The 22,986-nt window shown below is 45.2% G+C and carries 23 protein-coding genes; 12 read left to right on the top strand and 11 right to left on the bottom strand.

All coding sequences use genetic code 11. The annotated features are described in order from the left end of the window. Nucleotides 1-17: 17 nt before the first annotated feature. Nucleotides 18-491, bottom strand: a complete 474-nt coding sequence (locus F8C82_RS09310) for a single-stranded DNA-binding protein (protein WP_151693317.1) — start codon at nt 489-491, stop codon at nt 18-20. A gap of 41 nt (nt 492-532) precedes the next feature. Continuing rightward, complete coding sequence (gene mutY, locus F8C82_RS09305; RefSeq protein WP_151693316.1) at nt 533-1,555, bottom strand: A/G-specific adenine glycosylase; 1,023 nt, start codon at nt 1,553-1,555, stop codon at nt 533-535. A gap of 138 nt (nt 1,556-1,693) precedes the next feature. Here mutY and F8C82_RS09300 point away from each other — a divergent pair, with 138 nt between their 5' ends. The 4 genes from F8C82_RS09300 (at nt 1,694) to F8C82_RS09285 (ending at nt 4,897) form a co-directional block, all read left to right on the top strand. Then, nucleotides 1,694-1,987, top strand: coding sequence for an HU family DNA-binding protein (locus F8C82_RS09300; RefSeq protein ID WP_151693315.1), 294 nt, complete (start codon nt 1,694-1,696; stop codon nt 1,985-1,987). Nucleotides 1,988-2,022: 35 nt separating this feature from the next. Beyond that, nucleotides 2,023-2,529 (top strand): tetratricopeptide repeat protein, encoded by a 507-nt coding sequence (locus F8C82_RS09295; protein ID WP_151693314.1) that lies wholly within the window; start codon nt 2,023-2,025, stop codon nt 2,527-2,529. A 223-nt stretch (nt 2,530-2,752) separates the two neighbouring features. After that, the gene (locus tag F8C82_RS09290) at nt 2,753-4,294 is read left to right on the top strand and encodes an Rne/Rng family ribonuclease (protein ID WP_151693313.1); all 1,542 of its coding nucleotides are present in this window, start codon (nt 2,753-2,755) and stop codon (nt 4,292-4,294) included. Nucleotides 4,295-4,408: 114 nt separating this feature from the next. Further along, nucleotides 4,409-4,897, top strand: a complete 489-nt coding sequence (locus tag F8C82_RS09285) for a regulatory protein RecX (RefSeq protein WP_151693312.1) — start codon at nt 4,409-4,411, stop codon at nt 4,895-4,897. Here F8C82_RS09285 and F8C82_RS09280 read toward each other — a convergent pair. After that, nucleotides 4,869-5,888: a threonine aldolase family protein gene (locus F8C82_RS09280; RefSeq protein WP_151693311.1), complete on the bottom strand. Its 1,020-nt coding sequence runs from the start codon at nt 5,886-5,888 to the stop codon at nt 4,869-4,871. The genes F8C82_RS09285 and F8C82_RS09280 overlap by 29 nt on opposite strands. 248 nt (nt 5,889-6,136) lie before the next feature. Here F8C82_RS09280 and prfB point away from each other — a divergent pair, with 248 nt between their 5' ends. Genes prfB through arsC form a run of 3 tightly spaced genes read left to right on the top strand, consistent with a single transcriptional unit; the run spans nt 6,137 to nt 10,885 of the window. Beyond that, a complete protein-coding gene (prfB, locus tag F8C82_RS09275; protein WP_151693310.1) occupies nt 6,137-7,252 on the top strand; it encodes a peptide chain release factor 2 in 1,116 nt (371 codons plus the stop codon). Between the two features lie 55 nt (nt 7,253-7,307). After that, nucleotides 7,308-10,547 carry a DUF7948 domain-containing protein gene (locus F8C82_RS09270; RefSeq protein ID WP_151693309.1) on the top strand — a complete coding sequence of 1,080 codons (3,240 nt, stop codon included), beginning with the start codon at nt 7,308-7,310 and terminating at the stop codon, nt 10,545-10,547. Continuing rightward, nucleotides 10,544-10,885 (top strand): arsenate reductase (glutaredoxin), encoded by a 342-nt coding sequence (gene arsC, locus F8C82_RS09265; RefSeq protein ID WP_151693308.1) that lies wholly within the window; start codon nt 10,544-10,546, stop codon nt 10,883-10,885. The genes F8C82_RS09270 and arsC overlap by 4 nt, the downstream gene beginning before the upstream one ends. Nucleotides 10,886-10,944: 59 nt before the next feature. Here arsC and F8C82_RS09260 read toward each other — a convergent pair whose 3' ends face one another. The 4 genes from F8C82_RS09260 to F8C82_RS09245 form a co-directional block, all read right to left on the bottom strand. Next, nucleotides 10,945-11,781 (bottom strand): hypothetical protein, encoded by an 837-nt coding sequence (locus F8C82_RS09260; RefSeq protein WP_151693307.1) that lies wholly within the window; start codon nt 11,779-11,781, stop codon nt 10,945-10,947. A 12-nt stretch (nt 11,782-11,793) separates the two neighbouring features. Then, a complete protein-coding gene (locus tag F8C82_RS09255; RefSeq protein WP_151693306.1) occupies nt 11,794-12,846 on the bottom strand; it encodes a PD40 domain-containing protein in 1,053 nt (350 codons plus the stop codon). A gap of 133 nt (nt 12,847-12,979) precedes the next feature. After that, nucleotides 12,980-14,377, bottom strand: a complete 1,398-nt coding sequence (gene fumC / locus F8C82_RS09250; RefSeq protein WP_151693305.1) for a class II fumarate hydratase — start codon at nt 14,375-14,377, stop codon at nt 12,980-12,982. A gap of 23 nt (nt 14,378-14,400) precedes the next feature. Further along, nucleotides 14,401-14,727, bottom strand: a complete 327-nt coding sequence (locus tag F8C82_RS09245; RefSeq protein ID WP_151693304.1) for a hypothetical protein — start codon at nt 14,725-14,727, stop codon at nt 14,401-14,403. Nucleotides 14,728-14,865: 138 nt separating this feature from the next. Between F8C82_RS09245 and F8C82_RS14745 the strand changes: the two genes are divergently transcribed. Continuing rightward, the gene (locus F8C82_RS14745) at nt 14,866-15,033 is read left to right on the top strand and encodes a hypothetical protein (protein WP_170266210.1); all 168 of its coding nucleotides are present in this window, start codon (nt 14,866-14,868) and stop codon (nt 15,031-15,033) included. A gap of 69 nt (nt 15,034-15,102) precedes the next feature. Here the strand turns inward: F8C82_RS14745 and F8C82_RS09240 are convergent, their stop codons facing one another. Together F8C82_RS09240 and F8C82_RS09235 are read right to left on the bottom strand one after the other, a co-directional pair. After that, nucleotides 15,103-16,584 carry a TIGR00341 family protein gene (locus tag F8C82_RS09240; protein ID WP_151693303.1) on the bottom strand — a complete coding sequence of 494 codons (1,482 nt, stop codon included), beginning with the start codon at nt 16,582-16,584 and terminating at the stop codon, nt 15,103-15,105. 7 nt (nt 16,585-16,591) lie between these two features. Further along, on the bottom strand, nt 16,592-17,677 hold the full coding sequence (locus tag F8C82_RS09235; RefSeq protein ID WP_151693302.1) for a mannose-1-phosphate guanylyltransferase: 1,086 nt from the start codon (nt 17,675-17,677) through the stop codon (nt 16,592-16,594). Between the two features lie 148 nt (nt 17,678-17,825). Here F8C82_RS09235 and F8C82_RS09230 point away from each other — a divergent pair, with 148 nt between their 5' ends. From F8C82_RS09230 to F8C82_RS09220, 3 genes are read left to right on the top strand one after another with little or no spacing between them, the layout of a single operon-like run. Beyond that, a complete protein-coding gene (locus F8C82_RS09230) occupies nt 17,826-18,398 on the top strand; it encodes an adenylate kinase (protein WP_151693301.1) in 573 nt (190 codons plus the stop codon). After that, on the top strand, nt 18,398-19,399 hold the full coding sequence (gene obgE / locus F8C82_RS09225) for a GTPase ObgE (RefSeq protein WP_151693300.1): 1,002 nt from the start codon (nt 18,398-18,400) through the stop codon (nt 19,397-19,399). The genes F8C82_RS09230 and obgE overlap by 1 nt, the downstream gene beginning before the upstream one ends. Before the next feature lies 1 nt (nt 19,400). Beyond that, nucleotides 19,401-19,982, top strand: a complete 582-nt coding sequence (locus F8C82_RS09220) for a phosphatase PAP2 family protein (RefSeq protein WP_151693299.1) — start codon at nt 19,401-19,403, stop codon at nt 19,980-19,982. Here F8C82_RS09220 and F8C82_RS09215 read toward each other — a convergent pair. After that, nucleotides 19,957-20,325: a DUF1801 domain-containing protein gene (locus F8C82_RS09215; RefSeq protein ID WP_151693298.1), complete on the bottom strand. Its 369-nt coding sequence runs from the start codon at nt 20,323-20,325 to the stop codon at nt 19,957-19,959. The two genes, F8C82_RS09220 and F8C82_RS09215, sit on opposite strands and share 26 nt — an antisense overlap. 51 nt (nt 20,326-20,376) lie before the next feature. On the opposite strand from F8C82_RS09215, the gene F8C82_RS09210 reads away from it, so the two are divergent. Continuing rightward, on the top strand, nt 20,377-20,757 hold the full coding sequence (locus F8C82_RS09210; RefSeq protein WP_170266209.1) for a fluoride efflux transporter FluC: 381 nt from the start codon (nt 20,377-20,379) through the stop codon (nt 20,755-20,757). On the opposite strand, the gene F8C82_RS09205 is transcribed toward F8C82_RS09210, so the two are convergent. After that, on the bottom strand, nt 20,741-22,933 hold the full coding sequence (locus F8C82_RS09205; RefSeq protein ID WP_151693296.1) for a PKD domain-containing protein: 2,193 nt from the start codon (nt 22,931-22,933) through the stop codon (nt 20,741-20,743). The two genes, F8C82_RS09210 and F8C82_RS09205, sit on opposite strands and share 17 nt — an antisense overlap. Nucleotides 22,934-22,986: the final 53 nt, after the last annotated feature.

The raw sequence follows: 22,986 nt of genomic DNA, 5'->3' as shown, positions 1-22,986 counted from the left end.
TTGGTTAACGAATGGGATCAGAATGGTAAATCGTCATCATCTGACCCTACCGGAAAATCACCTGCATTTGATTCTGACGAGCTTGGTGCAGGTTCAGCTTTTGGTTGAGGTGATGATGGAGTCGGAGCAGTAGTGTTCATGCTTCCGCCTTCTCCTTTTGGAGTAAGCATGGTCATGTTGTCTGCTTGTACTTCAGTGGCGTACTTCGTCTGACCATCTTGGTCTTGCCACGAGCGTGTTTTCAATCGGCCTTCGATATAAACTTTGTCGCCTTTGCTCAAATACTTTTCACAGATCTCGGCGAGACCTCTTCTGCCCACAACAATGTTGTGCCATTCGGTATTCTCAACCTGATTACCCTCGCGATTCTTGTAACGTTCCGTAGTGGCAATTGGGAATTTCACCAGCATGCCTCCACCTTCAAAGTGACGAGCCTCTGGGTCTTTTCCAAGGTTTCCGATGAGCATTACTTTATTCAGAGTACCAGACATAGGTGTCGCAGTTTCGAAGTGATTTAATCAAAGGTAGCAAATCAATCTTCGCTGCCAAGTCGCAAAGGTAGTAGATTATTATCCAGCCAGTGACGAATAGGTTTTGGAAACGCTAAGTTGTCGATATCATTCCATCTCACTAAGGTGTATCCCTCCCACAATTCAGGTGATTGGATCGGCCATTCTATCACGTCAATATGGAGATTGAGTTTGCGATGTGAAAGCAAGTGAGTGGTATTAAAGCGTTCGCTAGAAAGTTTCATATCGGGTTCGAGTGAAAGAGAGTTACCGGATATTGGAATCAGTTCATACAGGCTTTTCCAGATTCCATCAACGCCTCTCTTTTGAACATAGAGCCCATTGAGGCTATAGATGGCCGTGTAGTAAAGATCCTCCTCCATGACTTTTGTTTTCTTGATCTTGACTGGAAGCGTGTTGACGAGTCCCGTAGCCAATGCAAGGCATTCCGTGTTCCAAGGACAAATAGAGCAATCGGGCGATTTGGGTGAACACACCAAGGCGCCGAGTTCCATGATGGCTTGATTGTGTTCGGCAGGTGGGTTTTTCCGAATCAGGGCGGAGGCTTTTTCTTCTATGATTTTGCGACCTGCCGTGCTGTTAACGGGTTCATGAATGGCGAATAGTCGGGCGATTACGCGATTCACATTTCCATCCACCACGGCCTTTTCTTCATGAAGGGCAAACGAAGCGATCGCAGCAGCGGTGTAAGGTCCCACCCCGGGTACCTTTAGCCATTCATCATAGGAGGTTGGGAATCCGTTTTCAACAATGTATTTTGCTCCCTTGTGCAGATTTCGTGCTCGAGAATAGTAGCCCAGCCCTTCCCACAGTTTCATCAACTTATCCTCAGAAGAAGCGGCGAGTGATTCAACATTTGGAAAAGTCTCTAGAAATCGGTCAAAGTAGGGTAAACCTTGTGTAACTCTCGTTTGTTGAAGAATTACTTCCGACAACCAAATTGCGTATGGATCGGTTGTTTCTCTCCAAGGCAGCTTGCGTGCATTGAAGCGATACCAGGCTCTAAGTTTTGTAGAAAGATCCATGGAAAGTTTTGTATTTGAAGGAATTACGACTTGTAAAAAAGCGCAATTCGGTTTAGGAATTAGAAAAAAAGGGTCTATATTTGCGCCCTCAAAAATAAGCAGTTCAGACTGTCTCTAATCACTTAATTCACAGGAACGATGACGAAAGCGGATATCGTTGCACGGATCTCAGATAAGACCGGCATGGAAAAGGCTGATGTGCAAGCTGTAGTAGAGGGTTTCATGCGCGAAGTGAAAACTGGTCTAGAATCCGGAGACAATGTATACCTGCGCGGTTTCGGTAGCTTCATTATCAAGAAGCGCGCAAAGAAAACTGGTCGCAATATCTCCAAGAACACTACTTTGGTAATTCCAGCGCACTACATTCCGGCATTCAAGCCAGCGAAAGTATTTGCTGAAAGTGTAAAAGATAAAGTTCCTGTAAACGACTAAACTCTCTATTGTAGAGCAACAGAGCTAAAACACAAATGAAGACAGGCCCAATCATAGCAGTAGCCAGCGCCGCCGTACTTACGACGTTGTTGTTCATTGCACCCCGTACGCCTCAAACTGTTGAGGTAGCACAGGAGGAGGAAGCCGTGCACGATCATTCTCATGAGGGAATGTCGCCTTTAGATGCTAAAGTTGCTCAGGCAGTCGAGATTATTCAAAGTCAAGAACAACCACCGATGGTAGCTGTTGGTATGCTACGAGAGGTGTTGGAAGAAGATCCACAGCACATTGGTGCTCTGATGACCTTAGGCGACCTTTCGGTGATGTCTAATCAGTTGGATAGAGCGGAAGGGCGGTATATTACCATTCTTGCCATTGAGCCGGATAACTTTGAGGCTTTGGAGAAGTTGCTTCAGGTGTATGATGCTACTGGAAAGGTAGACCAGGCAAAAGGAGCGATTCAGGAATTCTTGGAAAAGAATGAAAGACACCCGGAGAGAGCGGAGCTCGAAGAGCGCTTGTCTCTACTTCAGGAAAAATAAATTGTACAATTAAAAACATTTCAGCTATGCCTAGCGGAAAAAAGAGAAAACGTCATAAGATGGCTACGCACAAGCGTAAAAAGCGTTTGCGCAAAAACCGTCACAAGAAGAAGTAATTCTTCTATCGTAACGATTTAACCGAAGCACCTCTTAGAGGGTGCTTTTGGTGTTTCATGTTGGTCTGCATGTGCAGGCCCGCTATGTTGGTTTAAAATTTTAGGAAGTGCGTAATGAATTAATCATCCACACTCGTGAAAACGAGGCGGTGATCGCACTTCTCCAGGATGGTAAACTCACTGAATTGCACACAGAAAGCGATGATGATCGCTTTTCTGTGGGCGATGTTTACGTGGGACGTGTTCGCAAACTGGCTAAAGGTTTGAATGCGGCCTTCGTTGACGTGGGTTATGAAAAAGATGCGTTTTTGCATTACCATGACTTAGGACCACAGGTCAAGTCATGGCATTTGTTTACAAAGCGCACCCAAACGGGTAAACAGCAAAGCAACATCACCAACTTCCAACTTCAACCTCTAATTGAGAAAGATGGAAGTATTGATGAAGTGCTTAAGCCCGGTCAAAATATTATCGTTCAGATTGCCAAAGAACCAATCTCAACGAAGGGGCCAAGAATTACGTCGGACATCTCCCTAGCGGGAAGGTTTATCGTATTGGTGCCGTTTACCAGTCGGGTTTCTGTTTCGCAGAAAATCCGTGACCGAAAGGAGAAGGACAGGCTCAAGAAGCTTGCGATCGACATTTTACCGAAGGGTTTCGGACTCATTGTACGTACAGTTGCGGAAGGCCGCACAACGGCGGAGTTGGAAACTGATTTGAAGAATCTGTTGAAGAAGTGGCGCACTTTGCATCGTCAGATGCGTCGTGCCAAGGCACCGGCTCGCGCCTTAAGCGAGATGAATCGCGCTTCGGCATTTTTGCGCGATGTTTTCAATAGTACGTATGAGCGTATTGTTGTAGACGATGTTGATCTCTACAATGAGATCAGAGAGTACATGGAGGAAATTGCTCCTGATAAGTTGGACATCGTTCAGCATTTCGGAGGGAAGACTCCAATATTCCAACATTTCGGCATCGATCGTCAGATCAAGTCGAGTTTTGGGCGCTCTGTATCGATGACGAAAGGAACGTACCTCGTCATTGAACATACAGAAGCGATGCACGTAATTGATGTGAACAGTGGAAACCGTTCAAATCAAGGGGAATCTCAAGAGGATAATGCCTTAGCGGTTAACCTTATTGCTGCTCAAGAAGTGGCTCGTCAATTGCGCTTGCGTGATATGGGTGGAATCATTGTCGTTGATTTCATCGATATGCACAAAGGAGAGAATAGGAAGATCTTGCACGAGAAGATGAAAGAGATCATGAAAGATGATCGTGCCAAGCACAAAATCCTTCCTCCTTCAAGATTTGGATTGGTTGAAATCACTCGACAACGCGTTCGTCCGGAGATGAATATCCCAACTAGGGAAGAAGACCCAGACTCGTTGGTAGAAGCACCAATCTTGATTATCAACGACATTGAACATGCCATTCAACGATTGGCGAAAGAGAAGGTAGCGAATAGCATCTTGATACACGTTCATCCGTTTATTCATGCCTATCTCACCAAAGGAATTTTGTCGTCACTACGCCGAAAGTGGCAAAAACAGTACAAAGTGAAGTTGAAGGTTATCCCAAGAGATGCCTACAAAACACTGGAGTATCATTTCTTCAACGAAAAGAACGAAGAGATAGGGAAAGCCTAACTCTTCATTGAACCCGAGAGAAGTCCCTAGCTTATTGGTTAGGGACTTTTTTTGTGTCTTGAGAATTGAGTTGAAGTCCACCATCTGCGTTACTTTTACTTCAATTGTTGTGAAATGGATAAAATTTACGATTTAGATATCGCCCGCAATACCATCAAGAAGTTCTGTGCGTATCAAGAACGGAGTCAGAAGCAAGTGCGTGAACGCTTGCAAAAAATGGGGTTGATTGAGGATGCTATCAACCTCCTAATCTCCGAGTGTATTCAGGAGAACTACTTGAACGAAGAGCGTTTTGCCCGAGCCTTTGTACGTGGGAAACACAAAATCAAGAAATGGGGTAGAAAGCGCTTGGAGTTGGAGCTCAAGAAGCATGAAGTCAGCGATTATGTGATGCGCAAGGCGATGTCTGAGATTGACGATGACTCTTACGACGATCAGCTGCAAGAGCTTGCTGAAAAACGCTGGAACTCCGTCACGGAACCCAATCGCTTCAAGAAAGGGAAGAAGGTTGTGGATTACTTGCTGCGAAGAGGATATGAAAGTTCTGCTGTCTGGGAAGTGGTTCATTCTTTCATTAATCAATCCCCTGAATCTGATGAATGATTTTTTCAATGTCGTCTAATGATACATTGAGATGGGTAACCATGCGAAGTAAGGTTTTACTCATCGCAATGATCTGAATTCCATTATCCGCCAAAGTAGCCATCCACTGCTGTGCATCGTACCCTTCCTTCAGTTCAAAAATGACAATGTTGGTTTCTACGGGTTTGATGGACTTAACCGCAGGGTGTTTGCTAAGTGCCGCTTCTAAGAGCTTTGCATTAGAATGGTCGTCCGCCAATCGTTCAATGTGGTGGTCGAGGGCGTAAATACCCGCCGCTGCTAAATAACCCGCTTGTCGCATTCCTCCTCCAAATCGCTTTCGAACTCTGTTGGCAGCAATGATGAAATCACTGGACCCCAGTAAAAGTGAGCCAACAGGACAGCCCAATCCTTTTGAAAGACAGATTGAAATATTGTCGAAGATAGCTCCGTAGTCTTTTGGACTTTCTCCTTTAGCTACCAATGCGTTGAATAATCGAGCACCGTCAAGGTGATAGGGAATTCCGTTCTCTGCGGCCAACTGTCCTATGCGTTTGAGCTCCTCTAAGTCCATACAAGTTCCACCTCCTTTATTGCTGGTGTTTTCCATGGAAATCAATCCAGTTGGTGCTGCATGAACATCTCCATACCCGTTGATGAGAGGTTCAATTTCACTCGCAGTGATTTTTCCGTAATCATCACCCGCCGTGCGTATTTGTAGTCCAGAGTTAAATGCTGCTCCACCTCCTTCGTAATTATAGATATGTGCATGCTTGTGGCAAATCACTTCATTGCCAGGAACGGTGTGCACATTCAATGCAATCTGATTCGTCATTGTTCCAGAAGGACAGAAAAGTGCATCTTCCATCCCGAACATCTCTGCTGCTTTGAGCTCTAATTCTCTAACCGTTGGATCATGTCCAAGTACATTATCGCCCACTTTAGCGGAGAACATTTTTTCCAGCATTTCTGCAGTAGGTACGGTAACAGTGTCGCTTCTGAGATCGATCATAGTAATGGAAGATTGTGGAGAATGAAAGTAGTGAAGGTGAAGGGAAAATCAATGAGGGCAAGTGCGAAATATAAGTGGATTTCCCACCCATTCTATCCGGGGCCACCAAGCCTCCTCCCCGAATTAAGGTACGAAACACTCCGCGAATAGTCGTAGGATAAACGTATACTAACGGGTAGTTATCAACGCGTAATAAGCTTTTATTACCCCGTTCCACATCCTGCTAACTTTGCTTACTTTTGCGGACTATGGTTGGACAAGAGCAACTTCGTGAAGTACAAGAGCGATTGAAGGCCCTCAAAGGCTATCTCCGTTTAGAAGAGAAGAAAATTCAAATCGCTAATGAAGAGGAAAGAACGGGTGATCCGAGCTTCTGGGATGATCCCAAGGAGGCGGAGAAAACGATGCGCTTTATCCGCGAACTCAAGTTTTGGGTGAATGGATACGATTCTGTATCCAATCTTGTAGATGAGTTGGAACTCGGACTGGAATTCTATAAAGAAGGTGGAATGACCGAAGAGGAAGTTCAAGACATCTACGACCGAATTCTTACTCAGTTGGAAGACCTTGAATTCCGCAATATGTTGTCGGGTGAAGAGGATAAGCTATCAGCTGTACTTCAGATTACGGCAGGAGCAGGCGGTACCGAGTCGTGTGATTGGGCCGGAATGCTCATGCGTATGTACTTGAGATGGGCCGAACGCAGCGGACATAAAGTACGTGAGCTCAACTTCCAAGAAGGCGATGTTGCAGGGGTGAAAACAGTAACCTTGGAGATCGATGGTGAATATGCCTTCGGGTATCTAAAAGGGGAGAACGGTGTACACCGCCTGGTTCGAATTTCTCCTTTTGATTCCAACGCCAAGAGACATACTTCTTTCGTTTCGGTTTATGTGTATCCACTGGTGGATGACAGTATCGAAATCGAAGTCAACCCTTCAGATATTCGCTGGGACACCTTCCGTTCTTCGGGTGCAGGTGGACAGAACGTGAACAAAGTTGAGACTGGTGTGCGTTTGCATCACGAACCTTCAGGGATTGTGATTGAAAACACGGAAACGCGATCTCAACATCAAAACCGTGAAAAGGCGATTCAGCTTTTGAAATCACGACTCTATGAGAAAGTGATTGAAGAACGCAACGCAAAGCGTGCTGAAATTGAAGCTGGTAAAAAGAAGATTGAATGGGGATCTCAGATCCGTAACTACGTACTCCACCCATACAAGTTGGTGAAGGATGTCCGCACGGGGAAAGAGACTTCTCAAACGGATCACGTGCTTGACGGGGATATTGATGCTTTCTTGAAGGCTTACCTCATGTCGGAAGGACAAGGGGTAGAAGTGGACGAAGACGCGTTCGAATAATCCGTTCGTTCATTCCATACAACCTAGAGCGTCTTCTATTCGTATATTCGATACGATGTTGAAACTCCAGGACTCCTTCCGAATCTTCGCGATGTCGGCTATGCTTTTCTGTTCTTCTATTTTGATGAAAGGGCAGGGTTACTTTGTCCCCAACGAAGGGCAATGGGATGGAGACTTCATCTATCGCTCAGTAATGGGCAATACCACCTTCTTCCTCGACGACACGCATATGGCGTTCACCATGTTAGAAGAGGGTGAGCCAGAGGACGAATCGGAGCATTCCCATATTCACTATGTAGGTGGACATCACTACCGAATCCAATTTTTAAATGCTCAATCTCCTTCTATCACTACGGTGGGAGAAACTTCGCATACACTCAACTATTTTTTAGGGAAAAGAAATCGTTGGCGTTCCGGACTTCGGGGCCGTGATGAGGTTATCTTGAATGATCTCTATCCCAACGTTGATTTGAAAGTCTATTTCAAGCATGGTCAGCTCAAGTACGACCTGTTGTCGGATGACGCGGCAAACTTATCTCATGTGAAATTTTACTACGAAGGGGTAGAAGATTTGAGAGTCGTAGAAGGGCGACTGCACATGAGTACTAGTGTGGGAGAAGTAATCGAAGCACGACCTTATGCTTATCACCCCAACACGAGAAAACCCATTCAAGCTCGATTTGAAGTAAGTGGAGATACCGTCTCATTTATCGTAGTTGAAGAATACAATGGACCAATAGTCTTGGATCCTATTTTCATTTTCTCTTCTTATACAGGGTCTTTTCAAGATAACTGGGGGTATTCGGCAACATATCACCCATTAGATTCTACGGTTTATGGAGTGGGTGTAGGTTTGGGTAGTGGCGTTTATCCCATTACGCCCGGTGCTTTGGATTCCTCCTTCGCAGGCGATAATGACGTTACGATTTCACGATTTAGCAGTGACGGTTCAACTTTGATCTATTCCACCTATTTAGGAGGTGGTTCATCCGAACAGCCCAGTAGTTGTATTGCAGATGACCAAGGTAGATTGTATGTCATGGGAACGACAGGCTCTTTTGATTTTCCCTGTACAAGCAATGCAATAGATTCCACTTTTAATTCTGGAACCCCTATCTCAGTAAATAACTTCAGCTACAGCGCAGGATCTGATTTATTTGTTTCTGTTCTTTCCGCAGACGGGACTTCTTTGGAAGGTAGTACCTATTTAGGCGGATCTGCGAATGATGGGTTGAACGTTGTCCAGAATAACCTAGGCGATAGAATGCGCGGTGAAATTATCTTGGGCAATAGTGGATCCATTTTAGTGTCGTCAACTACTTTTTCCTCTGATATACCTCTCGCCAATGCCTTTCAAACAAGTATTGGAGGAATGCAGGATGGGTGGATGATCGAGATGGATAACCAGTGCGAGAACCTGTTATGGAGCACGTATTTTGGTGGAGCACAACACGATGTAACCTTTGCCGTAAGAATGAATCCGGCGGGAAAAGTTTACACTTGTGGTGCCACGAACAGTGCGGGATTACCGGGTAGCGCAAATGGATTTCACTCTGTTTCTCAAGGTGGGAGAGATGGCTTCATCACAGTCTTTGATGCAACATCTCGCGTTCCTTTAGCAACCACTTATAATGGTACTTCTAGAGCAGATTATAATTTCTTGATCGATTTGAATGACGATGGAGATGTATATGTGTTTGGGCAATGCGACACGACTTATCCATACACGCCGGGAGCAATTCACGAATTGAATAGTTCGGTTTTTATTCATCAATTTGATTCTACCTTGGCCGTTTCGAAGCGCAGCTTGTGTTTCGGGAATGGATTGCCAAACAATACGGCCATAGCCCCCACCGCTTTTGCTGTTGATCATTGTGGTGATGTTTACTTGAGTGGTTGGGGGGGGAGTCTCAATGGGATTTCCCCGAGCACAACTACAGGGATGTACGTTACCCCAGATGCTTACAAGGATTCCACCGATGGGAATGATCTCTATTTTGCAGTAATTGATGCGAGTTTTACCAAGTTTAATTACGCAACATTCTTTGGTGCGAACGATAACTCTGCACGGGAGCACGTGGATGGTGGAACCTCTCGTTTTGATCCAAATGGTGTAATGTATCAGGCGATTTGCGCAGGTTGCGGGGGAAGGTCAAACTATCCAACGTTTCCTGCGAATGTTGTTTCTAGGGTGAACCACAGCTCGAATTGTAATCTTGCCGTAACGGTTATCGCCTTTGATCAGCAGCAAGCGCAAGTCCAGGCCAGCGTTCCAGATACGGTTTGCTCCCCTTTTCAGCTAGTGTTGAACGAGAGTGTGTCGGGAGCGGATTGGTTGATTTGGGATTTTGGCGGAGGTGATATTGATACTTCTTTTACGGTTCCAAACAGGACGTACTCAACTCCAGGAACGTATAGTCTTACGATCATTGCCCTAGATACAAATTGCAATACAGCAGATACAGCTATCATAGAATTTGAGGTCGTTAACCCAAGTGTAGATGCGAGTTTTGGAATTGCCTATGACCGATGTGATACGAGCATGACGGTGACCGTGAACCCACTTCAAGGTTCTGGATCAACGTATTATTGGGATTTTGGAGATGGGAATAGAGATACGACAAACCAAACGACTTCGCATTCGTACAGAAACCCGGGGACCTATACCATCACCGTAGTGGCTACTTCTTCCAACTGTTTTGGAGCTGTTAACGATACGAGCTATCAGGAAGTGACCTTTGTGACGCCCATGCCACAACCGAGAATTGAGTTTTCGTACGACGGTTGCGCAGGCAATGGTGTGGCTCGAATTTATGCCGTTGGGGCCGGGTGGCAGCTGTATAACTGGACCCTGAGCGATGGACAAACTTTTTCAGGACCTTTTGTGGAGACTAATGTAGATGAGGGACAGTTAACAATAACACTTTCGGCAACAGATACCATTTGCAATAGAATGGTTACGGTGACCGAAACCGTGGATGTGGTTGAGTTATCGGCGTCCTTTGAAGGTGCCGTTCCAAATGTGTTTACTCCAGACGGCGATGGCTTAAACGACTTCTTCAAATTGCGACCAGGAGTGAATGGATCGAGCCTTACTCAATTCACAATCAAAGTGTACGATCGTTGGGGACAATTGCTGTTCGAGTCTTCTGATATTGATTTTGCATGGGATGGAAAGTACAATGGTAGAGGTTTGACAGAAGGTGTGTACTTTTGGGTCATTAGTTCAAGCTCATATTGCGGTTCTGGCGTTGAACAGAATGGAACCGTTCACATTTTGAAATCAGAAGAATGATTCGCGTTTATCATAACCCACGTTGCACGAAGTCGAGAGAAGCCCTTGCTTATTTGGATGAGAAAGGATTGGAGTACGAGGTGGTGGAATACATGAAAGAACCCCTAACTCCAATGGATTTGGAAAGTGTTCTTGAAGCCTTGGATATGTCGGCTGAGGATTTGATTCGAACCAATGAAAGCGTTTGGAAAGACGATTTCAAAGGGAAGGAACTAGATGAAGATGAATTGATCTTAGCCATGATCGAGCATCCAAAATTGATGCAACGCCCCATCGTGTTAAATGCCGGAAAGGCTGTTGTGGCAAGACCTGCTGAAGAAATAGAGAAAGTGCTTTAACTGAACAATCTTTACTAAAAATGCCCCTTCACGTGAAGGGGCATTTTAGTTTTATTTACTTAGAAGTGAAGTGAGATACCATAGGTTAAGGTGTTATACTCTACGTTTTCTTCGAACTCTTCATAGTATTGTCCGTTGTTCTCGTGAACGTATGTTGGGTTGAGGAGATGTGTTAAGTCGTTTCCATATTCCACATATATTCCCACAAAGCCATATCGAACTCCGAGATGAAGGTTGAGGTTCACACGCACGCCTAAGAAGCTTTCATCGTCATAGGAGAAGTCTCCTGTGTTGGATGGATTCTGATAAGTAGTTTCTCCAGTTCCCCAGAAATCAAGACCAATATTAGCTCCAACGTCAACGAGAAGACCATTCTTGGTAGGTACGGCATCACTTGTAAAGAGCATAGGTTTGATGGTTGCCCCAACACCCAATCGCGTACTTAGTCCAATGGTTGTTCCGTAGTCAACTTCGTAACCCAAAGCTGCAGAATCTGCAGATAATTCGTAGTTGTAAATTTGCAGGCCCATTTCAAATATGCCACTCAAGTCAATGGCAGGATGCAAATTCTTGTTTGTTTCCGTCATATTGGTCCATCCACCAAAAAAGAATTCGTAACCACCTGTCATGTCATTTCCACGTTCTCCCTTGAATCCATCTTCTGGCCAGCCAAGGCGCGAAGCTTCCGACCACAGTCCACGTCCCTGAATGAGTCCAGCTCTAAAATAGGTGGTTGATGTTGTCGGGTAGCTAACGTTTTCGGTAATCTGTGTGTAGGTGGTGTCGTACTGAACATCATACCGACGCCAAGATTGGGTTGATCCTCCGCTGGTCCGCTGCGCGAAAACAGGTGAAACAATTCCGATAGTAAAGAGTAGGAGTAAATATTTTCTCATGTGTTCCGCAGGTTAGTTGATGGTCATTTTCCAGACATCCCAAGAGCCATCTGTATTTCCTCTTTGTGCAAGGAAGTACAGTTCTTTTCCGGTTGGATCCCAAATCGGACTCACGTCATGGCCAGGATGAAAGGTGAGTTGTGTGACGTTGGTTCCGTCAATCCCCACGGTGTAGATGTCTAAGTTTTCTTTGCGATTCTCTGTCGCAATGGTCGTTCCTACAATCGCCAGCGTTTTTCCGTCTGGTGAAAGGGAAGGGGAGGAGTATCCAACTTCAGGATCGCTTAAGATAAGGGTCTCTTGTCCGGTCAATAGGTTGATGGTGTAAATCTCACCTCGCCCAGTCTCACGATTGTTTCTACACACTGCAATCACATCATTACCTCCTTTGCTAAGCGATGGATTGAAACCCTCTGAGTACTGTGTCTTTAGAGCCGTACTGCGATTCACACTCCAGATGTAGTACCGGTAGTCGTTAATGCTGCTCACCGTTTCACCTTGGGTGTAGAAGATGAGTTCTCCATCATGACTGTAAACGGGGCTGGATTCGCGGTAGCTGGTCGCAGAGATTTGCTGAATGGCGGCACCCTGATTCGCTCGAATTTGCAGGATGTTGTAGTCGTTATTCTGCTCTTCTGTGAAGACGATGTATTCGCCATCTGGTGAATACGACATATCCAAAACGTTGTTTCTAAACGTTCTTTGAATGGTTGTTCTACCTCCTCCGGTATTCTTGATGAAGATATTGCGCTTAGAGTCGCGTTCAGCGACATAGGCTACCTTTTCCCCATTAGGAGAGACGGCAATCATCCCAGGTGTGTACCACGTGATTACACCTTCTGTTGATCGGATGTAAGGTCCTACTACATCTTCATTTTCTTCCGTGAATTTGGTGAATCGAATTCCACCTTCTTCAGGTACGGTAAGGTTTCGATAATCTACTGTTCGTTCCCTGAGTTCAACTTTTGGAACCGTTCGAGTAATGGTGCCTCGCGGCTGACAAGATGCCAGAGCAAGCGTCACTCCACCGACAAGTGCGATCTTGGGTAATTGTCCGTAGCACATAGATAGTTAGGCTTTTATACTATCAAAATAGTAAAAATTATCCTTTACCACCTGTATACATTTCAACTCTGATGTGATTAAAAAGAAAAAGCCAGCAGTTCTGCTGGCTTTCAAAGGAGGGGGTGGAGTTGAATTACTTCAAACTTCCAACCATATCTTCCGGTTTTACCCATTCGTCGAATTGTTCGCTAGTGAGGAGCTCTAGCTCTACCGCAGCTTCGCGAAGTGTCTTTCCTTCTTTATGTGCCTTCTTGGCGATTTTGGCAGCGTTTTCGTAGCCAATGTGCGTGTTCAAAGCGGTTACCAACATGAGGCTGTTTTCCAAATGTTGACCAATCATTTCGTGATTGGGTTGAATGCCAGCAGCACACTTATCGTTGAAAGATACACATGCGTCTCCAATCAAACGAGCGCTCATCAATACATTAAATGCAATCAGTGGTTTGAATACATTCAATTCAAAATGACCCGTTGCACCACCCATAGAAACTGCAACATCGTTGCCCATTACTTGAGCGGCAACCATGGTTAAAGCTTCAGGTTGAGTCGGGTTCACTTTGCCTGGCATGATGCTAGACCCTGGCTCGTTGTCTGGAATGATCAATTCACCAATACCACAACGCGGACCTGAGCTGAGCATGCGAATGTCGTTGCCAATCTTCATCAAACTAACAGCAACGCGCTTTAGTGCACCACTCAATTCTACCATTGCATCGTGAGCAGCCAAGGCTTCGAACTTGTTAGGAGCTGTTACGAATGGAAGTCCGGTAAGGTCAGCGATTTTCTTGGCAACTAATACGTCGTATCCAGCAGGTGTGTTCAAGCCAGTTCCTACAGCTGTACCACCCAATGCGAGTTCACGTACCATTTCAAGTGCGTTTTCAATCGCGCGAATACCATTGTTCAACTGTTGAACATACCCTGAAAATTCCTGACCCAGTGTAAGTGGGGTAGCATCCATGAAGTGGGTTCTACCTGTCTTAACGATGTTCGCAAATTCAGTGCTCTTGGCCTGAAGGGTGTCGCGAAGCGTCTTGATGCCCGGAATGGTATTCTCTACTGTCAATTTGTAGGCAGCAATGTGCATGGCCGTAGGGAAAGTGTCGTTGGAAGACTGCGACTTGTTCACATCATCATTCGGGTGAAGAGCCTTACTTTCATCAGTCAACGAACCTCCACTGATAACGTGTCCGCGATTTGCCACCACTTCGTTGACGTTCATATTGCTTTGAGTTCCTGAACCGGTTTGCCAAATCACCAAAGGGAAGTGATCTTCGAGTTTACCTGCGAGAATTTCGTCACAGGCCTTTCCAATCAATTCAGATTTTTCGGTGGATAGAACGCCTAACTCATTATTCGCTTGAGCGGCAGCTTTTTTTAGGTAAGCGAAGGCGTGAATTACTTCACGTGGCATGGAAGCCTCTGGGCCAATTTTGAAGTTGTTTCTACTTCTTTCGGTTTGCGCACCCCAGTAGGCGTCGGCAGGTACATTTACCTGGCCCATGGTGTCGTGCTCAATGCGATAGTCCATTTTTATTGGGTTTATCTGTGAGATTATTGTAGAATTAGCATAATCAAGAAAGCGGGAATCAAGCTCAATACAGAAGCGAGGAGTCCTTGCTTTACAAATGTTCCTGTAGACGATTCTTTTAGTCGGCGAAGTGCCATGGTGTGATAGGAGAGAAGAAAGCCGCCGTAGGCAAAGGCTCCAGCTCCATAGGCACGGTTCAATTGAATCCACTCTTCGGGCTCAAGTGGTACATTTCCATTAAAGCCAATTAAGGCGTTTTGCTCAATCATCCCAGAAAAAAGCGGAAAGCCCAATGCTATGATAAGCACTGATGCAGTGATAAATGCGATGGAAAATGCCTTCTTGAACATCACGTTGATTTACGGACAAATTTACAACGCGAGGATGGGTTCACAGAGCTAAATTGCTCATTTCTGAATTTTATCCCGAAAAAGTTGTGGCGAGACACGTCTTTTATATTTAATTTAGCGCCGTTAATCATTTTAGATATGAAGTTTCTAGGTTTTCTAATCTTCTTGCTAGTAGCCCTAATGGGATTTTCAATGTTGGTTTTCCTGGCCTTGTTTGTTGGCTATTGGATTACACTGACTACAATCGAGCGTTTCAATCCAGAAATGGCGAACCGCATGGTAGGCTATAAGGAAGAGGAGAAGTAATTCCTCTAACATAGATATGAAAAAGGGCTCCGAATTTCGGGGCCCTTTTTTTATTGGAGTACTTTGAGATCAATTGATGGAGCTAACCCACACGCTGTCGGATAGGCCACGTGTTTCTAGCCATCGACTGATTCGGTTGGTGTATTCTTCCACGCGTTCTTCTGGGATGGAAATATCGTTCTTGAATTGCAAGAAAACCGTGCAGATGGTGTCGTTGCTCAACGCAGATTGCGTCAACTGACCGGCATAAGCATTGGAAAGTACATCGTCGTATTGAGCGAGAATTTCAGCAATCAACGACTTTGGAATTCCCCGCTCTTCCATGAACTCTATTCGATTGTTTAAGGCCTGGATCTCTCTGTCTTTTTCGGAGAGTAGCGACTGACTATTCACGACAATCTCTGCCATACGCGCAGAGTTCCCGCCGTCTTCATTGGCTACTTCCGCGCCTTGGAATACGTGAAAATCGAGTTTGTCTAATTTGTATTTCGGGAGTTTCCCTTTCCAAGATTCAATGACTTCTACGGGAATGGTTTTTCCCAAAAAGACTACGGATAGGTAACTGCTATCCTTGTCAAAAACAAACTGCTCGCGCACAAGAGAAGTCTCTTTGTAGTGGAGTTCATTGTCGATGAATTCTCGAACTCTTTGTTCATAAAATGCCCCCATCACCAAGTTGTAGAAAATGTAAATACTTGGAAGAACGAAGATGAAAATAGTAACACCAACGATGCGCTTGGTCTTGCGCTCTTTCTCTGGATCGGGAAGTTTGCGAACCGGGTACTTCAAGTAACGAACGACAAGGGTAGTTGTTAAGCCAATGAAAATTGAGTTGATCAAAAAGAGATAAATCGCTCCAAAGAAATAGCTCAGTTCACCAGTGGCTATACCGTACCCAGCTGTACACAATGGCGGCATCAAAGCCGTTGCAATCGCAACCCCTGGAATTACATTGCTCTTCTCTCTTCGCGAACCCGCCAGGATACCAGTAGCACCACCAAAAATGGCGATTAATACATCCAGTAAGGTAGGTTGAGTTCGCGCTAGGAGTTCGTCAGATTCATTGCCAAAAGGCATGATTAGAAAGTACGTGGTGGAAGCTATAATCGCCATGCCGACAGCAATCCCTAAGTTTCGAAGCGATCGTTTGAGAAGCTCAACATCATTTACACCAATCGCGAGCCCCGTACCCATGATGGGACCCATAAGTGGTGAAATAAGCATGGCTCCAATCACAACGGGTGTTGAGTTGGTGTTCAGGCCAATGGAACAGATGATAATGGAGAAGATGAGAATCCACAGGTTAAACCCTCTAAATTCCACATCCTTTTCTATGCCTTCTATGGTAGAAGATGGATCAGCATTGTCAATAATGCTCAATCTCTGCCTAAGGAAACGAGTAAAAGTTTGAAGGAAGATGCGAAAGTAAAATCTCGATTGCTGTCTCGCGTGCTCTTCCTCCTTAACATGTTCTTCTACATGCGGATCTGCTGCGTTATCCTTATTGGGATCTTTTGGGGTGTTCGAGGTGTCGTCGTTTTGCTCAGCCATAAACCAATCAAGTGTATAAATCGCCGAACTCTACTTTAACGTCACTCACAAACATTTTAATTTCCTGCTCTTGGGATCGCGGACAAATGAGAAGTCGGTTATCATCTTGAATGACGATGAAATCTTCCATATCACTTATAACCGCCATCTTATCTGAGTCGATGCGAACGATGTTGTTTCGGCTATTATAAAGTAACACCTTTTTTGAATTCACACTATTGCCGTGCTCGTCCTTTTTGCTTTCATCGTGAACGGATCCCCAAGAACCGAGGTCGCTCCAACCAAATGAACTCGGAATAACATAGACGTTTTTCGCCTTTTCCAAGATCCCATAGTCGATGCTTTCATTCTCACAACTCGGATAGATCTCGCTGATGTATTCTGTTTCTGCATCGGTATTCAAGGTATCCCATCCTTGTTCAAAGGCCTGATACATATCTGGCAAATACTTGTCAAACGCGTTCATAATCGCATTGGCATTCCAGATAAAAATGCCAGAGTTCCAGAGGAAATCGCCGCTTTCTATAAATGACTCGGCCATCTCTAGCTCCGGTTTTTCAGTAAAGGTCTTTACCTTTTTGATATTCGGGTGATAGTTCTTGTCGTGTTCCTTGTATTGAATGTAACCATATCCCGTTTCTGGTCGATGTGGTTCAATTCCCAAAGTGAGAAGGATGTTGTTGTCCTTAGTGGTTGTAAGTGCGACGTCCAAAATCTCTTTCAGTGAATCTTCATCCGTCACCAAATGGTCCGCTGGGGTGATAATCATATTGGCCAAAGGATCTCGCTTCTTGATTTTGAAGGAAGTGTAGGCAATGCAAGGTGCAGTGTTTCGGCGCGCGGGCTCTGCAATGATGTTATCTGGGTTGATGTCTGGCAATTGTGCCGCAGTCACATCTACATATTGCGTATTGGTAATCACGTAGATGTTTTCAGCTCCACAGATTTTCGCAAATCGGCGGAAAGTTTGTTGAATCAAAGTCTCTCCAGTGCCAAGGACGTCCAAAAATTGCTTGGGTTTCTTGGATGTGCTAGCTGGCCAAAAACGACTGCCAACACCGCCGGCCATGATTACGCAATATGTATGATTCATGTGATTTTCTTTCAGGGTATGGCAAAGATAAAATTTCAAGCCACTTCAGTGAGACAATCGTCCATTTAGGCAACGTCAATTTTGGCTATCTTCGCGCCACAAAGACAGTCTTTTTTCGCCAGTCTTGGCGAGCATAAAATAAAACAGCATGTTGAATCTTGTTCTATTCGGACCTCCGGGGGCCGGCAAAGGAACGCAGTCTGAGCGACTCATTGACCGATATAACTTAGTTCACTTGTCTACCGGCGATATCTTTCGCTTTAATATGAAGAACGATACGGACTTGGGGCAACTCGCCAAGCAGTATATCGAGAAAGGTCAGTTGGTTCCAGATGAGGTGACCATTAATATGTTGGCAGCAGAAGTAGAGAAGCACCCAGAGGCGAAGGGATTTATCTTCGACGGTTTTCCTCGCACGAAGCCACAAGCGGGTGCTCTTGATGAGTTGCTTCATTCTATGAATACCTCGATTAGTGCCATGGTTGCACTTGAAGTTCCAGAGGATGAGTTGAAGGCTCGTTTGAAGGAAAGAGCGTTGAGCAGTGGTCGTGCAGACGATGCTGACCCAGCAATCATCCAAAATCGTATTGACGTTTACAATGCAGAAACTGCTCCAGTTAAGGACTTCTACATTGCTCAAAATAAATTCCACGGCATTGACGGCGTGGGTTCTATCGACGATATTACATCGCGACTCACTTCTGTGATTGATACATTATAATGGCCGGATCCAATTTCATCGACTACGTTAAGATTCACTGTACCTCAGGTAAAGGTGGACAAGGTTCTATGCACCTGCTTCGAACCAGAGGGAACGCCAAAGGCGGACCTGATGGCGGAGACGGTGGACGTGGAGGTCATGTTATAGTGAGAGGAAACTCCAATATGTGGACGCTCCTTCACTTGAAGTATCACAAGCATATTCGTGCTGAACACGGTTTTGCAGGAAGTAGAATGGACCGTCATGGTGCCAATGGTGAAGATAAGTACATCGAAGTGCCATTGGGAACCATTGCGAAGGATCCAGAAACGGGAGAGACTCTTTTCGAAATCACTGAGCACGGTCAGGAAGTGGTCTTGATGAAAGGTGGACGTGGAGGAATGGGGAATACCCACTTCAAATCGTCTACCAATCAAACACCACGTTATGCCCAGCCTGGTGAAGAAGGTGAAGAAGGATGGAGAATTCTCGAATTGAAAGTTCTTGCTGATGTAGGGTTGGTCGGTTTTCCAAATGCTGGAAAATCAACGCTGCTTAGTGCGGTTAGTGCGGCCAAGCCTGAAATTGCAGATTATCCATTCACTACACTTGTTCCAAACTTGGGCATGGTGGCGTATCGCGATTATCAATCATTTGCAATTGCAGATATCCCAGGAATTATTGAAGGTGCCAGTGAAGGTAAAGGTCTCGGACACCGATTCCTTCGTCACATCGAGCGAAACGCGCTCTTGTTATTCATGATTCCAGCCGATGCAGAAGATCATGCAAAGTCCTACGAGATTTTACTTGAAGAACTTCGCAAATACAATCCTGAATTGCTGGATAAGTCAAGAGTTCTCGCGGTTTCCAAAGCCGACCTTCTCGATGAAGAGTTGGAAGAGGAGATCCAAAAGGAACTGCCATCTGATATTCCGGTGATCTTTATTTCCTCAGTTACGGGCAAGAACATTCAGTCTTTGAAGGATCTACTCTGGCAGAAGCTGAACGAATCTCCAGAGTAATATGACGTTTGACGGACCTATTTGGGAGTTTGATCGACAACTTTTTGTTACCCTGAACAACGCGGGCTTTGAGGCTTTAGACGGCTTCATGCTCCTCGTTTCGGGAACACTCCTGTGGATTCCGTTGTACGCTTACCTAATCTTTCTTCTTTTCAAGAAGTTTCCCACTAAGAATGCCATCGTTGGATTAGCGTGGGTTGTTGTGTTGATTTTCCTATGCGATCAGCTTTCTGTTCATGCCTTTAAGGAGGTCTTTGAACGATTAAGACCTTGTCATGAACCATTGCTGGCAGGCCAAGTTCGATTGGTGAAGGAGTCGTGTGGCGGACAGTTTGGATTTGTTTCTTCACATGCTACCAATACATTCGGTTTAGCCGTTTTCTTAGGAGGACTACTCGGGTCAAAAGTTAAGTGGCTACCGGTTGCCTTATTGCTCTGGGCTGCTTTGGTGTCGTATAGTAGAATCTGGCTGGGCGTTCACTATCCACTGGATATTCTTGGAGGCGCCATTCTAGGCACCGTCATCGCCCGCTTTTTATTGATGGTGGCCAATAGAGCTATGAGCGCTTCTTCATCTTCTTGAGTAAGGCATCTTTGCTGATTTGCATGATCTTTAGCAAATCATTTTCATTGTATTCGTCTAGGGAAGGGATGACGAAACTTCCCACTAATTTCCTGCCGTCAACTCGCAGTTTACTGGCAAGTACGGGTTCTATAGCGCCATTCATAAAGGAAACCTCCAGTCCTCCTGATTTGAGCGGATTTAAATAGATCCATTGCTTGTTGTGTAGGGCAAATACGGGCAAGGACCATTTGATGGCTTCTTTCACTCCTTCATCGGATTGAAGAATCAACCAGCGAATGTGAATCCAAAGAGCATGTTCGTGTGCAGGGCGTCTATCGATGTATTCTTCTACTGGATTCATTTGGAGTTTGGGCTTCCAGCGAACATAACAAAAAGCAAGTATATTCGCTGTATGAACTTCGTATGGGTTTTTATTGGAGGTGGTATTGGCTCCATGTTGAGATACGCAATCTCATTGGGGTACGTAAACACTTTTTCGCAAAAGTGGGCTGCACTTGCCGCTACCTTAACTTCCAATATTATGGCGTGTATTCTGTTGGCTGTAGTTTGGAATCTTCAACAAGGAGCCGGTTTGTCAAAAGCGGGAATGCTTCTCTTGGCAACTGGGATATGTGGAGGATTCAGCACCTTTTCAACCTTTAGCTTAGAAACGTTCTATTATTGGAAGAATGGCGACTGGATGTATGCCGTTGCAAATGTGGTAATTAGCATTGTACTAGGACTTGCTGCAATTGCCTTGATCACACGAGCATATCCTACCTCAGAAGGGTAACCGTTCCTTTTCGCTCTATGTACTCTCCTTCTGTTGATCGGAATTTCACGACCCATACATAGGTTCCTTGGGGAGAAGGTTCTCCTGTGTTTTCGTTCACACCATCCCACCATTCAAAAGCATCTACGCTTCGGAATACAAGGTTTCCCCAACGATCGTAGATATCCAGTCTAAATTCACTGTAACCCGAGGAGAAAGATCGAAAACCATCGTTCAGTCCGTCTCCATTCGGAGTGAAGGCATCAGGCGTGTAAATCAGCGGAATGGGGGCAACGCGGAAGAGGAATAGTTGCTCGAGTCCACATCCATAGATATTATCAGCAACCACACGGATTTCATACCACCCCGTATCGCTGTATTTGTGTCGGAATTGCGTCAGGTTCGTGTAGGAACTACCATCTCCCATGGCAACAGCAAAGCTCTCATCGGGTTCAACATCGGTGATGGTCACATCAACATAGGGATTAAAGATGTCTGTCTTCGTTGGACTCACATTCAAGGTGACTTGCGCCGAAGGGTAGATGGTGATTTCAAAGGTGAAGAAGGCAGAGTCTGCACATCCTTCTAACGTGTACATCAATAGGGAGCCGTTATAGGTTCCAGGGATGTTGTAAACCTTTTGAGGATCAGGCTGGTTACTCGTAGTCCCATCTCCAAAAATCCATTCATAATATACAGGTAGAGTAGAGGTGACCGATTCGCCAAGGTCTAACTCATAAGGAGCACAGAACGTTCCGACTACGTCATTTCCAGTGAAAAATGGTCGCTCGGTTACGATGATAGAATCTCCATAAGTGGAGGTACAGCCAAAATCTGTGACTTCCAATTCAACCCAGTAGCTGCCTGTGGCGTTGAAGTTTATAGGAGGGGGATTTGCACCCGAGAATTGCTGGATATTTGCCTGCGGTGGGAAGGTCCATTCGTACTGCGCATCGGCGCTGAAGTTACCCGAAGCAGCATAGATGAAATTCTGAATATCGAAGCACGGGTTTCCAGAAGAAGTCACCGTAAATACAACTGGATTTCTCACTTCGAAAACGGCGGTTGCCGTATCAGCACAAGGTTCTCCTTTATTTACAATCAGGGTTACCGTATAAATACCCGTATCGTTGAACGTATAGGTAGGATTTGGTTGATTGCTTGTATCTGATGCGATCAAAGGATCGCCAAAATCCCAAAAGAAAGTCGTGGCATTTATGGCATTTTCTTGAAAGGCAACCGTTCTGCCCGAACAAATAGAATTAGGGATAACGATTTGGGAGATAATATCACTTCGAACATTACTCTGACAGTTCGTTACATTAAACTGGTAATCCCTGCTGATGGTTGATAACCTCTGGCCATTCCGGAACTCACTCACACATATCGCAAATACATACTGACCCAGTTGATTTGGAGTGCCTGTTAGCATTCCTGTATTTGGGTTGATGGAGAAGGTTGGATTCGAAGGAATGGGGTTTGCCGCTGATTGGGGAGCATTAAACGGAACAGCAATATATGGTGGAGCCGTAGCTGGATCGGGTTTTACACAGGTTCCACAATCGGGTGGACTAGTCGTTTGTCCACCTCCGTGAAGTGGTGAGCAGAGTTCATAGTAGATGGAGTCTCCATCCGGTTCGATCACAGAAGCATCAATGTTCAATGGGTCATTTAGACAAAGAACAATGGGAGGTTCGCTGGTAAACCTGGGAGAGGAGTTGCATGAAACATCGTTGCTCGGGATATTGACGGAGTAGGTGTTCCCCCAAGTTCCTGGATTGGGAATGTTAGCTATGGTGTTGTTTCTACAGCAACGTTGGTGGGTGATCGTGTACCCTCCGGCAATGGGTGGAAGGGTAACATTTGCGTAGTAATCCGTGTATTCGGTACAAATGTTTGGTGGACTTTGTAGACACGGGTTGTTGGTTACAGCTGGAAGACGGACTTCGGCTCCATGCGGAACTTGAAGGTTTTGAACGATGTTCCCATTAATGTCATAAATAGTAATGGTCGCCAACTGGTCAAAGTCAGCTCCGCCCGAATTACAATCGCGATAAATCCTAAGGTGGATTCGGTATTGGTTATTCCCCAAACACTCATAATCCATTTCTCCCCCTACCAAGTGTGCAGCTTGGGCGCTTGAAAAGGCGAGAAGCAAAAAGACAATAGCGAGATATGAGCGTAATAGTTTCTCCATTCGTTGCAATCAACTATATAAGGTACGAACAAGATGGAGAATAGGTTGATATT

The sequence above is a fragment of the Phaeocystidibacter marisrubri genome (assembly GCF_008933165.1).
In the GTDB taxonomy this organism is placed as follows: Bacteria; Bacteroidota; Bacteroidia; order Flavobacteriales; family Schleiferiaceae; genus Phaeocystidibacter; species Phaeocystidibacter marisrubri.
Note: the sequence above shows the minus strand (reverse complement) of the source record. Positions and strands in the feature narration are given on the sequence as shown.

What these genes read in the sequence shown, in the direction of transcription:
- F8C82_RS09310 (WP_151693317.1), bottom strand. Translation starts at nt 491, where the DNA reads ATGTCTGGTACTCTGAATAAAGTAATGCTCATCGGAAACCTTGGAAAA.
- mutY (WP_151693316.1), bottom strand. Translation starts at nt 1,555, where the DNA reads ATGGATCTTTCTACAAAACTTAGAGCCTGGTATCGCTTCAATGCACGC.
- F8C82_RS09300 (WP_151693315.1), top strand. Translation starts at nt 1,694, where the DNA reads ATGACGAAAGCGGATATCGTTGCACGGATCTCAGATAAGACCGGCATG.
- F8C82_RS09295 (WP_151693314.1), top strand. Translation starts at nt 2,023, where the DNA reads ATGAAGACAGGCCCAATCATAGCAGTAGCCAGCGCCGCCGTACTTACG.
- F8C82_RS09285 (WP_151693312.1), top strand. Translation starts at nt 4,409, where the DNA reads ATGGATAAAATTTACGATTTAGATATCGCCCGCAATACCATCAAGAAG.
- F8C82_RS09280 (WP_151693311.1), bottom strand. Translation starts at nt 5,888, where the DNA reads ATGATCGATCTCAGAAGCGACACTGTTACCGTACCTACTGCAGAAATG.
- prfB (WP_151693310.1), top strand. Translation starts at nt 6,137, where the DNA reads ATGGTTGGACAAGAGCAACTTCGTGAAGTACAAGAGCGATTGAAGGCC.
- F8C82_RS09270 (WP_151693309.1), top strand. Translation starts at nt 7,308, where the DNA reads ATGTTGAAACTCCAGGACTCCTTCCGAATCTTCGCGATGTCGGCTATG.
- arsC (WP_151693308.1), top strand. Translation starts at nt 10,544, where the DNA reads ATGATTCGCGTTTATCATAACCCACGTTGCACGAAGTCGAGAGAAGCC.
- F8C82_RS09260 (WP_151693307.1), bottom strand. Translation starts at nt 11,781, where the DNA reads ATGAGAAAATATTTACTCCTACTCTTTACTATCGGAATTGTTTCACCT.
- F8C82_RS09255 (WP_151693306.1), bottom strand. Translation starts at nt 12,846, where the DNA reads ATGTGCTACGGACAATTACCCAAGATCGCACTTGTCGGTGGAGTGACG.
- fumC (WP_151693305.1), bottom strand. Translation starts at nt 14,377, where the DNA reads ATGGACTATCGCATTGAGCACGACACCATGGGCCAGGTAAATGTACCT.
- F8C82_RS09245 (WP_151693304.1), bottom strand. Translation starts at nt 14,727, where the DNA reads ATGTTCAAGAAGGCATTTTCCATCGCATTTATCACTGCATCAGTGCTT.
- F8C82_RS14745 (WP_170266210.1), top strand. Translation starts at nt 14,866, where the DNA reads ATGAAGTTTCTAGGTTTTCTAATCTTCTTGCTAGTAGCCCTAATGGGA.
- F8C82_RS09240 (WP_151693303.1), bottom strand. Translation starts at nt 16,584, where the DNA reads ATGGCTGAGCAAAACGACGACACCTCGAACACCCCAAAAGATCCCAAT.
- F8C82_RS09235 (WP_151693302.1), bottom strand. Translation starts at nt 17,677, where the DNA reads ATGAATCATACATATTGCGTAATCATGGCCGGCGGTGTTGGCAGTCGT.
- F8C82_RS09230 (WP_151693301.1), top strand. Translation starts at nt 17,826, where the DNA reads ATGTTGAATCTTGTTCTATTCGGACCTCCGGGGGCCGGCAAAGGAACG.
- obgE (WP_151693300.1), top strand. Translation starts at nt 18,398, where the DNA reads ATGGCCGGATCCAATTTCATCGACTACGTTAAGATTCACTGTACCTCA.
- F8C82_RS09220 (WP_151693299.1), top strand. Translation starts at nt 19,401, where the DNA reads ATGACGTTTGACGGACCTATTTGGGAGTTTGATCGACAACTTTTTGTT.
- F8C82_RS09215 (WP_151693298.1), bottom strand. Translation starts at nt 20,325, where the DNA reads ATGAATCCAGTAGAAGAATACATCGATAGACGCCCTGCACACGAACAT.
- F8C82_RS09210 (WP_170266209.1), top strand. Translation starts at nt 20,377, where the DNA reads ATGAACTTCGTATGGGTTTTTATTGGAGGTGGTATTGGCTCCATGTTG.
- F8C82_RS09205 (WP_151693296.1), bottom strand. Translation starts at nt 22,933, where the DNA reads ATGGAGAAACTATTACGCTCATATCTCGCTATTGTCTTTTTGCTTCTC.